The following is a 12,636-nucleotide window of genomic DNA, read 5'->3' as shown; positions in this document are numbered from 1 at the left end:
ACCCGCCCCCTCCGCCCCCCCCCCCCCCCCCCCCCCCCCCCCCCCCCCCCCCCCCCCCCCCCCCCCCCCCCCCCCCCCCCCCCCCCCTGCGCCGTCTTCTCGTGCGTCAGGCCGCGTCTCTGCGCGGTTCGGAGGCGGCGGACGTCCGGTGCTGTGCCGGGCGCTCTCCTCCATGGATGAGGCGAAGGTGACGTACCCGTCGGCCGTGTCTCGGCGACGCTTCCCCGTTCATCAGATCCTCGATGCGGTCCATGGCGATCATCAGGAGCCCCATGGCCGGCAAGAGCAAAAGAGCGACAACTAGCATGGGCAGCGTCCTCCTCGCAGCTTCTTTACTCGCCTGCCCCTCACTGACATGCCCACGACCCCGAATTCATGGAGAGCCTGCAACGCTCTCTTCACATCTATAGCGTGAGCCGACGTGGGCCGCATTTCGTGACGGGGTGACAGAGCGACGCTCCACCCACTCCGCCTGGCCACGTCCGCAGGGCCGCTCCTGAGCGGCCTTCACCCATTTGGCTGGCATGGGAGTGACCTTCGGCCCGCGACCGATGACTTTGGTCCCGAGTGAGGGGCCCCGCGATGGACATTTGCCTCAGTGGTGTCGGACGGCAGACCGAGAGCCGACACGCACACAAGGGAAAGGAACACACTCGTGGGCATCATCGCCTGGATCCTGATCGGCCTCATCGCGGGCGCCATCGCCAAGGCCCTCACTCCCGGCAAGGACCCGGGAGGCTGCCTGGTGACGATGTTGATCGGCATCGTGGGCGGGCTGCTCGGCGGCTGGCTGGGCAAGCTGATCTTCGGTGTCCACTCGATCAACGGCTTCTTCCACCTGTCCACGTGGATCGCCGCCATCATCGGTTCGGTGATCGTCCTGTTCATCTACCGCTTGCTCTCCGGGCAGCGGTCCCGCTGACCAGCCCTGACGGCGGACGAGTGGGCGAGTACGGCCGATATTCGAATTAGTTCACACGTTCGAATCATTGGGTACACTGGCCGTATGGCAACGCACCAGCTCCAGGGATCACTCTTCGATCAGAGCGACGACGTACGCCTGGGCAGCCTGGACGGGATCCGCAGGACAGTCCTCGGCGACGGGGCCTGGATAGACCTCCTGCCGGGCTGGCTCAGTGGCGCCGACGTCCTGTTCGAGCGGCTCACCACGGACGTCCCGTGGAAGGCCGAACGACGGCAGATGTACGAGCGGGTCGTGGACGTGCCACGCCTGCTCGCCTTCTACCGCGCCGGCGAACCACTCCCCCACGCCGTTCTCGACGAGGCCCGGCAGGCACTCTCCGCGCACTACGCCGCCGAGCTCGGCGAGGCGTTCACAACGGCCGGCCTGTGTCACTACCGCGACGGGCGCGACAGCGTGGCCTGGCACGGCGACCGCATCGGCCGGGGAGCCCGCGAGGACACGATGGTCGCCATCCTCTCCGTGGGAGCACCCCGCGACCTGCTGCTGCGCCCTCGCCACGGCGGCGAGACCGTCCGACGCCCGCTCGGGCACGGCGACCTGATCGTGATGGGCGGCTCCTGCCAGCGCACCTGGGAGCACGCCATCCCCAAGTCGACCCGGGTCTCCGGAGGGCGCATCAGCGTCCAGTTCCGGCCGCACGGGGTGCAGTGACCGGTCGTTCCTCTGACACAACTCGCCGCGGCGTGCGGCAACCCCGGCTCGTGCGCTATAGTTGATCTTGCGCCTGCAGCCAGGAACTCCTGGCAGCGGGCCCGGCGTTGGTCGTCCAAGGAAAGACGCCCCGCTTCCTGCGGGGAAATGCAGGTGCAAGGCCTGCCCAGCGCTCGCGACAAGCCCCGGTCTCTCACGAGACCGGGGCTTTTTGATGGGCTTCATCTCATGGCCGCCGCTACAGTCTCCCGGACCACTCAAGACTCAAGGTCGATTACGAGGAGACGCACGTGCACCCATTGGCGGTCGAACAGAACTTCCGGACGCGGGCCGGCCGACTGCAGAGCTGGGGAATCGGGCTCCTTGGCTGCGCCTTGCTGCTCTGGCTCTATGCCGCGTGGCAGTTGTTCACGTCGTACGAGTCCACGTACAACAAAATCGACTGCCCAGCCCCGGTCAACTCCGAACCCCGGGACCTCTACTTCGAGAATTCCAATGCCGCGTACAACGAGGCAGCGCAGTGCGCGTCGGACCGGAACTGGCCCCAACCACTGGCGGCCTTGGTGGTTTCCCTCCCTCTGACAGCGATAGGCAGCGTGCTGTTCACGGCGGGAACGGTCAGCATCCGGCTGCGCCACCACCATGACGAACTGGAGAGGGCTCAGAAATGAGGCTGGGCGCGCGTCGTCCTGCCGTGCGCTTGTGGGCAGGCCCTAGTCGCCCAACACCGCGGGCGTCGGGCCGTCGGGGCGCACCGTGATGCTGTACGCGGCCTTGGTCGGGGTGGAGTGGAAGTGCGGGACGTGGGCGGACAGCAGGTGCTCGAGGAGGACGGTCGACTCCCGGAGGGCGAACTGCAGGCCCAGGCAGGCCCTGGGGCCGACGCCGAACGGGAAGTAGCTTCCCGGGTGAGTGGGGCGCCGCCCGGGGGTCGTGAAGCGCTCCGGATCGAATCGTCCCGGGTCTTCCCAGAGTTCAGGGTCCCGGTGCGTGAGGTAGGGGCAGACCAGTACGTCGGTGCCCGCCTCGATCTCGTACCCGGCGAGGGTGTCGTCCTGCGCTGCGCTGCGCGGCAGCATCCAGGCGGACGGGTAGAACCGCAGCGTTTCGTGGACGAGCGCTTGGAGAGCCTGCCGCCGCTGGGGCCCGCCTTCGGCTCCGGCGGCGAGAGCCTGCTCCCGCGCCTCCGGGTTGCGGTCCAACAGGAGGTAGAGCCAGGTCAGGGTCGTGGCGGTGGTCTCGTGCCCGGCGACAAGGAGGGTGACGAGCTCGTCGCGGATCAGCCGGTCCGTGTACTCGGGACGCGTTTCGGCCGCCTCGAGCAGGACGTGCAGCAGGCCGGGACCGTCGGGTCCGGCCTCGGCGTCGCGCGCGGCGGCGATGGCGTGGCTCGCCACCGCGTCGATTCTGGCCAGCTCATCGGCGACCGCCCCTTGGGCCGCGATGCCGTCGGCGGGCAGGCTGGGCAGTGCGGCCACCACGGCGGGCACGGCGGCCAGTTCACGCTCGGCCTCGGGGTCGAGGGGATGTCCGGTCAGGGAGCGCCAGATGGTGTCCAGGGCGAAACGGCGCATCTCGTCGCCGACGTCGAAGACCTGCCCGGTGCGGGCGTACCCGGCCCAGCGCTCCGCCGTTGTCCGGGCGGCCTCGGCGATCCGCTGCTCGTAGCGCCGCATGCCCGGGCCTGTGAACTGGGACTGCAGCAAACGCCGTTGGCGCTGCCACGCCTCCCCCGTCGCGGCGAGCACTCCGTCGCCGATCAGCAGTCGCGCGCGGTGTGAACGCTTGACGTACCGGCCGGGATTGAGCGCGAGCACGTGCTGCACGGCTTCGGGGGCGGTGATCAGGACGGTCGGGCGCGGCCCGAGCCGGAACGCGGCGACACCGCCGAGCCGTTCGCGCGCCTCGGCGAAGAGGTCGATGAGTTCCCCTCCCCCGGCCTGCCACTGTTCGACGAGGGCGGGATCCAGCTCGGGAACCTGGCGCCCGGGAGGCGAAGGGACGGAACCGGCGCGGGCGTGGGTGGCCACGGGACTGCTCCTGTTCGACGGCTGTACGTCGGCACGGGCGGGTGGAGGCGTCACGCACTGTAGGGCAGCGGGAGCGGCACGCGACAGTACACGTCGGGGCGCGCCGGAGGGGCCGGGTGACGGGCCCGGCCCCTCCGGTCAGTGAACGCCGGCCGGTGGTCCGCGGTCGGTCAGACGCGGTCGGCCGCGATCAGGACGTACTGGAAGGAGCCGTCCTTGTAGGAGTTGATGAACGCCTCTTCGATGCCGGTGACCAGGGACGACGTGGCCCGCAGCTCCCAGTAGGGCAGGGTCGCGGGCGTCAGGTCGACGACGGCCTGCGGTACGAGACGGTTGTCGGCCATGGCGCGCAGGTACTCCCGGCGGGAGTGGATGTTGCACTCGAAGTGCGCGTTGATCTGGGAGACCCACTTCGAGGGCTGGCCGTACCGCGGGTTCCAGCAGCCGGTGATGGTCACATAGCGGCCGCCGACCTCCAGGATCCGGGAGTGCTCACCGAAGAGGTCGTGCAGGTCGACGTACATGGTCGACTCGTTGTTCCACGAGCCCGCGGCCTGCCCTGTCTCGAAGGGCATGTCGAGCATGTTGCACACCTGGGCCCGGACGTGGTCCTGGATACGGAGTTCCTGGGCACGCTGGTTGGCGAAGTCGGCCTGCTTGGCCGACAGGGTGACGCCCTCGACCTTGCACCCGAATCGCTGGTGCGCCATGACCATCGAACCACCGCGGCCGCACCCGGCGTCCACGAGCGTGTCGTCACTCCCGACGGATCCCATGTGGTTCAGGAGGACTTCGGCCTGCGCCGACTCCAGGCGGTGGAGCTCGGTGATCAGTTTCTTCTCGCGCTCGCTGTCGTCGGGGTCGCCCAGGGCGGCGTGGTCGACGTCGCCGATGCCGTAATGATGGTGATAGAGCCCGTCGACGTCGCCGAGGCGCAGGTTCACGGGCCTGGCCTCGTTGTTCCAGTAGCGCGCGATGTCGCCCTGATAGGGCGTCGCCGGGGCGGGGACGAACGCGGAGGGGCTGTCGACAGTGGTGAACTCAGTGCTGGTCACAGGTGATTCCGTCCTTACCAGAAATCGGGCAGGCTGTATCGGTAGGTGTTGGTCTGATGCCAGTAGTGGTTGCCGTCGACCCATACGGCCACGCCCCGCAGGAAGCGCATCAGGCTCGGGACGGGGCAGGAGGCGGCCAGGGCGGCGGCTTCGGTCTCGAAGTCGCGCATGAGGTCGTTGTGGACCTCGACCGCTTTGAGATAGGCCTCCTGGTCGGAGATGCCCTCCCGATCGGCGATCACCACGGGCAGGTTCAAGTGCCGTCCGGGACTGGCGAGTTCCTTGGTGTACGAGTACAGGTCGTTGACGATGGTGCTGGCGTTCCCGGCGAGCGCGAGGACCCTCTGCATGGCGGGCTGAGCATGCAGGTCCGTCGGCAGTTCGTAGCCGCCGACGGCGTCGGTGATGCCGGGGCAGGGCCGGAAGTTGTTGAACTGCCGCATCGCCAGGTACTCCCACACCTCGGGCGTGTGGTCCGTCTGGGCCCAGGCCGCCTCCGCGAGGTATCCCAGGTGCAGCCGCGCCATGTCGTGCCGGAAGCGGTCGGCCTGGGAGCCGGTGGCCTGCTGGACGAAGTACTCCATCGCGGAGCGGTAGGCGCGCCGCGGCGCGTCCGCGTGGAGCGACTGGGCCCACTGGGGCTGGTACTCCTTCGTCGCGTGCAGCGGGTCGAGCGCGGTGTGCGCCAGAAGCAGACGCCCCCCGAGGCCGATCGGCGAACCTCCGTGGTCCTCGCAGTAGCAGTCGTCGACCGCGTTCTCCGCGACCATGAGCCGGGTGGCGACCATCAGGTGCTCGATGGTCGGCGCGTCCGGGTGGCAGGCGACCATGTAGCGCCCGACGGAGAAGCCGTCGAACTGGCCCTCCCACTCGTCGGGGAACAGCTCGACCTCGTCGACCGCCCAGTCCTTGATCCGGCGGCTGACCTCGTCCACCCGCGCCGGGTCGGGCTCCGACACCGGGTGGTAGTAGAGCCCCGGGATGTGCAGTGCCTCCGTCGGTGCCTCGACCGCCGCGGGTGTCGACGGCTCCTCGCGGCGACCCGGAAACAAGCTCGCCGTGCCCAGACCGCTGGGACCGCGCAGCACCCGCTCCAGGACCGGGTCCGGCTCGGTGTCGGGCAGGGGCACGGGTTCCGCGGCAGGCAGGGGCAGGGGGACAGCGGGCGGGCCGGGCAGGACTCCGGGGGTGCACGCGGGGACAGGGGCCCCGGGGCGGGCCGCGGCGGCGGGCGGGCTCGCGTGCAGAGGGGAAGACCCGGGATCGGGCATCCGTGGCTCCTTGTCGGGATGGGGTGGCCTTGTCGGGACGGGGCGGCCTCTTCCGGATCCGGGCATGCGCGCCCGGCCCGGGAAGGTCCGGGCTGTCGTGGCCGTACGACGGATGCTCTAGTCGCGCCTGCGGGCGATCTGCACGTTCTCGAGGACACCGAGGGCGTTGGGCACCAGGATGGCGGCGGAGTAGTACGTACTGACCAGGTACGAGAGGATCGCCTGCTCGCTGATGCCCATGAAGCGCACCGACAGGCCCGGCTCGTACTCCTCCGGGAGGCCGGTCTGGCGCAGACCGATGACGCCCTGGTTGTCCTCGCCGATGCGCATGGCGAGGATCGAGCTGGTCTGCTCCTTGGTGATCGGGATCTTGTTGCAGGGCAGGATCGGGACCCCGCGCCAGGCAGGCACCTGCTGCCCGCCGAGGTCGACGTGATCCGGATAGATCCCGCGGGCGTTGAGTTCGCGCCCGATCGCCGCGATCGTCCGGGGATGTGCGAGGAAGAGCTTCGTGCCGCGGCGGCGGCAGAGCAGTTCGTCGAGGTCGTCCGGGGTCGGCGGGCCCGAGTGGGGCTGGATCCGCTGCTTGAAGTCGGCGTTGTGGAGCAGGCCGAATTCCCGGTTGTTGATCAGCTCGTGCTCCTGGCGCTCGCGCAGCGCCTCGATGGTGAGCCTGAGCTGCTCCTGGGTCTGGTTCATCGGCCCGTTGTAGAGGTCGGTGACCCTCGTGTGGACCCGCAGAACGGTCTGTGCGACGGAGAGTTCGTACTCGCGCGGCTTGAGTTCGTAGTCGACGAAGGCACCCGGCAGTGCGAATTCGCCGACGTGTCCCGCCGACATCGCGATCTCGGCTTCGCCGTGCTTGTTCTGACGTTGCAGGGGAAGCTGACTGAACTCGTCAACGTGAGCCTGGAGGCTCGGCGCCGTCGACAGGACGGCGGCGAAGTCGGTGCGGGAGAGGGTGAGCAGGGTGCCGGCGGTCTCCGCGGTCGCGGTGGCGTCCCATCTGGCGTCGGTGTCCAGCAGGGTGTTCTCGCCGAACAGGTCGCCGTCGGCGAGGACCGCGACTTCGACCTCGTCGCCGTACTTGCCGACGGAGTGCTGGTTGATCCGGCCGTGGGCGATCAGGTGGAGCTGACCGGCGGGAGTACCGCGCTCGACAAGCACCTCGCCGGCGCGGAAGTCGCGCTGGACGCACCGGTCGGCGATCGCGGTCAGCACCTCCACGTCGTCGAAGCCGCGCAGCAGGGCCAGTTCGCCCAGTTCCCGGGGGATCACCCGGACGTCGACACCGTCCTGGACGAACTCGACGCGCCCGTCGCCGACGGTGTAACTCAGCCGCCGGTTCACCCGGTAGGCGCCGCCCTTTGTCTCCACCCACGGGAGCATCCGCAGCAACCAGCGGGAGGTGATCTCCTGCATCTGCGGGGCGGACTTGGTCGTGGTGGCAAGGTTACGGGCAGCCGCGGTGCCCAAGCTGGACTGCCTCGGCGGCTCCAACTGCGCTTCCGGGCTGGTGTCAACGGTCATCGGGCGAGCTCTCCTTAGCGAGGGAGGTAATGGCCACAGGCGCGCCAACCGACGAAACTGGAGGTAGAGGGGTAATCTCTTGGATTTCGTCCAGATCCGTGGACCATTTAACGGTCGTCGTGCCTCGCTCGCCCGATAAGACCGTTAGCAGCACTCGAAGCGGTGATCTTGCTTCTACCGGGGTTTATCCGAACGACCCACGGCGTTCAGGCCAGTGGCCGAGAGGGCTTCCCTCAGTCGCGCGGGAGTGGTGAACAGGTGACCCCGTATGCCGGTCGCCTCAGCGGCGCGAATGTTCTCCTCGCGGTCATCGACGAAGAGGACGCGATCCGGTGCTGCGCTCAGGGCGTCCAGGCACCACTGGTAGGCCCCTGGCTCCGGCTTGGCATGGCCGATGCGGCAGGAGAAGGCACGGAGGGAGAAGCGCTTGAGCCAGTGGTGGTGCGTTTCGTAGTAAGTGGCCAGTTCCTCAGGGATGTTGGAGAGGAGTGCGATGCGACGGCCGGATGCCGCGAGCTCTTCGACCAGAGCGACCATGGTCCCGTCCACGGCGCTCCAACTGGCGACATCTGCCTCTACGAGTTCCGCGATCCGGCGCTCGTCGAAACGGATGGCGAGAGTGTCCGCCACCTGGCGCCAGTAGGCAGGTCCGGTCAACTCGCCTCTGTCGTACGGCTGTCGCCGCGCCCAGTAGGCGTCCCAGAACGCCGGTGCGGGGGCCTCAGCCGTACGGGCGAGGCGCTCTTTGCCTTCGGCGGACTGGTGGCGCGCGATGACGCCGAACAGGTCGAAGAGCACGACCTCGGGAAGCTCGGGCGGGCCGGACACGGGTTCACACCTTTCGTACGGTGACGCCGACGGCGGCCAGCGCGTCGGTCTCCTCCTGCGCGGCGGCCTCGTCGGTGACGACGGCGTGCAGAGCGGCGGCGGGAGCGACGAGGGCGAGGGCCGTGCGGGAGAGCTTGGGGGCGTCCGCGACGGCGATGACGCGGCGGGCCGAGGCGATCGCGGCGCGTTTGACCGCGGCGTCGTCCAAGTCGTACGCGGTCAGGCCGTGTGCCGCGTTCAGTCCGCAGCAGCCGATGACCGCGGTGTCGAAGCGCAGGGCCGCCAGTGACGCCTCGGTCAGCGGCCCGGTCAGCGCCAGTTCGCCGGGCCGGGGTCGACCACCCGGGACCAGGAGCGTCAACTGCGGCGCCCCGGTCAGCGCGTTCACCGCATGGAGGGACAGCGGCAGCACGGTCAGGCGGCGCCGCTCGAGGGCGCGGGCCACTTCCAGACAGGTGGTGCCGCTGTCGATGACGACTGACTCGCCGTCAGCGATCAGGCCCGCGACCTCGGCGGCGATGCGCCGCTTGGCCTCCAGGCCCTCCTGCGCCCGGAGCGCGAAGGGCGGTTCCTCGCCCCGCAGCAGCAGGCTCCTCGCTCCGCCGCGATAGCGCTCCAGTACGCCTTGGTCCGCAAGGGTCTCCAGATCGCGACGGATGGTCATCTCCGAAGCGCCGGTCAGCTCCGCGAGGTCCGCGACACCCATCCGGCCCGCCTCACGCACGGCATCGCTGATCTGCCTCAGTCGGTCTGTGCTCACCATGCCGCAATAGAACAATACCGATGTTCGCAATGCAAGCTTCCGAACACTCGTCATGTTCGTTATGTTCTTCGGCATGGAAAGATCGCTGCTTTCAGGCCGACTGGCCACCTTCGCCTACTTCACCCTCAACGGCTTCCTGATGGGGATGTGGATCGTCCACATCCCGGCCGTCGAGCACCGCGTCGGCATCAGCCACGCCGTTCTCGGCTGGCTCCTGCTGCTGCTCGGCGCGGGAGCCTTCGTCGGCATGCAGCTGGTCGGTCCGCTCACCGACCGCTTCGGCGCACGCACCGTCGTCCCCGTCAGCGCGGCGCTGTGCAGTGCGGCGGTGGTGCTGCCGGGGCTGGCCACCAGTGCCTGGACGCTGGGGGCGGCGCTGCTGGTGCTCGGCTTCGGAAACGGCTGCCTGGACGTCAGCATGAACGCCCATGCCGTCCAGGTCGAGCGCGGCTACAAACGGCCCGTCATGTCCGCCTTCCACGCCACCTTCTCCATCGGCGGTGTCCTCGCCGCGCTCGTGGGCGCACGCACCCTCAGCTGGGAGATAAGCCCGGCGGTGACCCTGGGCGCCGTCGCCCTCTTCGGTCTGGCGGTCGCCGCCCTGTCCGCCCCCGCACTGCTCACGCCCCCGGCGGCGACCCCCGGTCTCGGCGTCACCACCGAGGCGGCGCCCCGGCGCACGACGCCGCGGCGCATCTGGATACTGGCCGCGCTCGCCCTGATGCTCATGCTCTGCGAAGGCGTCGCCAACGACTGGAGCGTGCTCCACCTGCGGGACACCCTGGACGCGCCGGCCGCGACCGCCGCCCTCGCCTACGGCGCCTTCGCCACAGCCATGACCGTCGGCCGTCTGCTCGCCGACCGCGTGGCCGCGCGCTACGGCCCGGTGGCCGTACTCCGCCACGGCGCGTCGACAGCGGCCTTCGGCATGGCCGTGGCCGCGCTGTCCCCCTGGACACCGCTGGCCCTGATCGGCTGGACGGTGTTCGGGATCGGGCTCTCCGGCTGTATCCCGCAGCTCTTCAGTGCCGCGGGCCACGCCGATCAGGACGCCGCCGGGGCCAACGTCTCCCGGGTCGCCGGCCTGGGTTACCTCGGCATGCTCGCCGGGCCCGCCGTCATCGGACCGCTCACGCAGGTCGTCCCGCTCAACCTCACGTTCTTCCTGCCCGTGGCGTTCTGCGTCCTTGCCGCCTGCACCGCCGGGATCCTGCGTACCCCGCCCGTCCCGGCCACAGCCGTGAGCGAGCGGGGAGCGGGAGGTCAGGAGAGGTAGGCCTCCACTTCGCTGAACTGTGCCGCGGGCCAGCCCGTGTTGGCCGTGACACGCAGCCGCAGATGGCGGACATCGGGTACGGAGGCGGGCAGCGTGACGGTCACCTTGTTGCCGCTCGCCGGGTCGAAGCGGTAGTCCTTCGCGTCGGCCAGCGTGCTGTAGGTGCCGTCGGTGCTGCCCTGGACGGACAGGGTCTGCGTCCTGGCCCCCCAGGCCGCGGACGGCGGCAGCTTCAGGACGAGTCGGCGGACCGCTTCGGACTTGCCGAGGTCGACGGTGACCGACTGGGGGAAGGCGTTGTTGGTGGATTCCCAGTACGTTCCCGCGTCACCGTCGACCGCCTTGGCGGGGGTGTAGACGTCGGCGGATCCGGTCGCGGTGGCCGGGCGGCCCTTGGCGAGGTTGCGGTCCGGATCGGGGTCGGGGTTGCCGGCGCCGGGCTTGGGCCAGGCCGAGCAGTCGTCCCAGGTGCTGTCCCAGCCGGAGTTGCCGCCGCCGTCGGTCAGGCTGAAGGTGCCGGAACCGGTCGGGTAGGGGCAGTTGTAGACACCGGCCGCGCCGACACCCGTGGCCTTCACGTTCGACATCTTCACCGCGCCGGGCGTCTCGGCCTGGACGACGACCGTGCCCACCTTGTCGATGGTCGTGCCGCTGATGTTCACGTTCTTCACGGCCTTGCCGGTGCCGCCGCCCGACACGAATTCGTACGCGCTCCAGGGGCTGTCGGTGATCGTCGTGCCGGTGATGTTCACCGTGGCCTCGATGGGACTGTCGTACGCGTCCACGCGCAGCGCGCCCATCGGGTGCTGCCAGTTAGGGTTCATGGCCCCGGTACGGACGAGGCTGTTGCCGGAGACCGTGATGGTGCCCGCCAGCGGGAAGAACGGGTCCAGGAACTTCTGGTTGGAGATGGCTATGCCACTGCCCAGGGCGTTGGTGTCGAGGATCAGGTTGTCCTTGACGGTGATGTCGCGCCCGCCGTAGATGGCGATGCCATTGGCGAGGTTGGGCTGCGAGATGGTGTTGCCTGCGAAGGTCGAGTCGCTGTTGGTGGTGTTGAGAGCCCACATCGCCAGGGCGTCGTCACCGGTGTTGCGCAGGAAGTTGTTCCGTACGCTGACGCCCTTGGCCGTGCCGTTGAGGTTGAGGCCGTCGGCCGTCATGTCGAGGATGCGGTTCTTCTCCACGACCAGGTTGTCGTTGTTGCCCGTCAGCCAGAAGCCGACCTTGAGGTGCTGCAGCCACATTCCGGAGACGGTGGAGTTCGGGCCGAGCGATCCGTTCACGAAGTTGTCCGGGCTGCTGTCGACCCGCTCGGTGACGTCGCCGATCACCGCGAAGTCATGCAGCCCCACCTTGCCGGTGGGTGCGCCCGACTGGTCGATGAAGCGTGAACTGCGCACGACCGAGTGCCAGTTGCCCGCACCGCGGATCGTCACGTTGTCGACGTTGTTGAGTGACTGGGTGAGCTTGTACTCGCCCGGCGGGATCCACACCGTGCCACCCTTGGCCGCCGCGATGGCCTCGCGGAAGGCCTGGGTGGAGTCGCCCTGCCCGGTGGGGTCGGCGCCCTTGTCGGTGACCGAGAGCGCGCCCGTGGGCTTCGCAGCGGCTCCCGCGACCTGTTCGAAGTCGGCGACGTCGACGGTGACCTGGGTGGAGGAGGCCTCCAGCTTCACCTTGTCGCCGGACTGCAGGTTCTGACCGAGTTGCAGCCGTGCGTTGTCGAAGAGGTGGTGGGTCTTGGCGCCCGCGATCCAGGGGGTGTCGACGTAGCTGTACTTCGATGTGACGGCCAGCGTCTTGGAGATCTTCTGCCCGTTGACGTACACGGCCATCGAGCCCGACTGGCCGTCGGGGACGTTGTAGGCGACATTGAGCGCGTTCGCGGCCTTGGTGAGCGTGAACTCGACGCTCTGCCCGGCCGCGAGACGCACCGCCTGACGGCCCGACGCCTCCGAGGCGACCGTGCCCTGGGTGTAGTCGGGACCGATCTTGGTGCCGTTCGTGGTCGCGCTCTCCGCCTCGACGGAGGTGAACGGCAGCGTGGCGCCCGAAGCCGCCTCGGCCGCCCCTGCCGCCTGCGCGCCGGTGGCGGTGACGCCGGTGACGAGGGTGCCGACGAGGCCTGCGGCGGCCACGGCGGCGTACCACTTACGGATGGGTCTTTGCGTGCTCCTGCCAGATCTATACATGGAGTTGTGCACCTTCCTTGTGAGTGGGGAGGTCAGTGCTCGATCTTGGGTG

The 12,636-nt window shown here is 69.2% G+C and carries 11 protein-coding genes; 4 read left to right on the top strand and 7 right to left on the bottom strand.

Annotation, left to right across the window (positions count from 1 at the left end):
- The first annotated feature begins 655 nt into the window (after nucleotides 1-655).
- The 3 genes from ACZ5CR_RS18830 to ACZ5CR_RS18820 all read left to right on the top strand — a co-directional run bounded on the left by ACZ5CR_RS18830 (nucleotide 656) and on the right by ACZ5CR_RS18820 (nucleotide 2,307).
- Nucleotides 656-922 (top strand): GlsB/YeaQ/YmgE family stress response membrane protein, encoded by a 267-nt coding sequence (locus tag ACZ5CR_RS18830; RefSeq protein WP_383331823.1) that lies wholly within the window; start codon nucleotides 656-658, stop codon nucleotides 920-922.
- A gap of 84 nt (nucleotides 923-1,006) precedes the next feature.
- On the top strand, nucleotides 1,007-1,636 hold the full coding sequence (locus tag ACZ5CR_RS18825) for an alpha-ketoglutarate-dependent dioxygenase AlkB (RefSeq protein ID WP_468858779.1): 630 nt from the start codon (nucleotides 1,007-1,009) through the stop codon (nucleotides 1,634-1,636).
- Between the two features lie 290 nt (nucleotides 1,637-1,926).
- The gene (locus tag ACZ5CR_RS18820; protein WP_468858776.1) at nucleotides 1,927-2,307 is read left to right on the top strand and encodes a hypothetical protein; all 381 of its coding nucleotides are present in this window, start codon (nucleotides 1,927-1,929) and stop codon (nucleotides 2,305-2,307) included.
- A gap of 42 nt (nucleotides 2,308-2,349) precedes the next feature.
- Here ACZ5CR_RS18820 and ACZ5CR_RS18815 read toward each other — a convergent pair whose 3' ends face one another.
- The 6 genes from ACZ5CR_RS18815 to ACZ5CR_RS18790 form a co-directional block, all read right to left on the bottom strand.
- A complete protein-coding gene (locus ACZ5CR_RS18815) occupies nucleotides 2,350-3,666 on the bottom strand; it encodes a cytochrome P450 (protein WP_468858773.1) in 1,317 nt (438 codons plus the stop codon).
- 170 nt (nucleotides 3,667-3,836) lie between these two features.
- Entirely contained in the window at nucleotides 3,837-4,721 is an 885-nt protein-coding gene (locus ACZ5CR_RS18810; protein WP_468858767.1) for a geranyl diphosphate 2-C-methyltransferase, read from the bottom strand.
- A 14-nt stretch (nucleotides 4,722-4,735) separates the two neighbouring features.
- Complete coding sequence (locus tag ACZ5CR_RS18805; RefSeq protein ID WP_468858758.1) at nucleotides 4,736-5,992, bottom strand: family 2 encapsulin nanocompartment cargo protein terpene cyclase; 1,257 nt, start codon at nucleotides 5,990-5,992, stop codon at nucleotides 4,736-4,738.
- A gap of 117 nt (nucleotides 5,993-6,109) precedes the next feature.
- The gene (locus ACZ5CR_RS18800) at nucleotides 6,110-7,522 is read right to left on the bottom strand and encodes a family 2B encapsulin nanocompartment shell protein (protein ID WP_468858756.1); all 1,413 of its coding nucleotides are present in this window, start codon (nucleotides 7,520-7,522) and stop codon (nucleotides 6,110-6,112) included.
- Nucleotides 7,523-7,696: 174 nt separating this feature from the next.
- Nucleotides 7,697-8,350 carry an HAD family hydrolase gene (locus ACZ5CR_RS18795; RefSeq protein WP_468858753.1) on the bottom strand — a complete coding sequence of 218 codons (654 nt, stop codon included), beginning with the start codon at nucleotides 8,348-8,350 and terminating at the stop codon, nucleotides 7,697-7,699.
- A gap of 4 nt (nucleotides 8,351-8,354) precedes the next feature.
- Nucleotides 8,355-9,113, bottom strand: coding sequence for a DeoR/GlpR family DNA-binding transcription regulator (locus ACZ5CR_RS18790; protein WP_468858751.1), 759 nt, complete (start codon nucleotides 9,111-9,113; stop codon nucleotides 8,355-8,357).
- Nucleotides 9,114-9,186: 73 nt separating this feature from the next.
- Between ACZ5CR_RS18790 and ACZ5CR_RS18785 the strand changes: the two genes are divergently transcribed.
- The gene (locus ACZ5CR_RS18785; protein ID WP_468858749.1) at nucleotides 9,187-10,389 is read left to right on the top strand and encodes an MFS transporter; all 1,203 of its coding nucleotides are present in this window, start codon (nucleotides 9,187-9,189) and stop codon (nucleotides 10,387-10,389) included.
- Here ACZ5CR_RS18785 and ACZ5CR_RS18780 read toward each other — a convergent pair.
- A complete protein-coding gene (locus tag ACZ5CR_RS18780; RefSeq protein WP_468858746.1) occupies nucleotides 10,377-12,584 on the bottom strand; it encodes a discoidin domain-containing protein in 2,208 nt (735 codons plus the stop codon). The two genes, ACZ5CR_RS18785 and ACZ5CR_RS18780, sit on opposite strands and share 13 nt — an antisense overlap.
- Between the last annotated feature and the right edge of the window lie 52 nt (nucleotides 12,585-12,636).

Source organism: Streptomyces sp. NPDC031274 (genome assembly GCF_055570235.1).
This window is presented reverse-complemented; position numbering and strand designations above follow the sequence as displayed.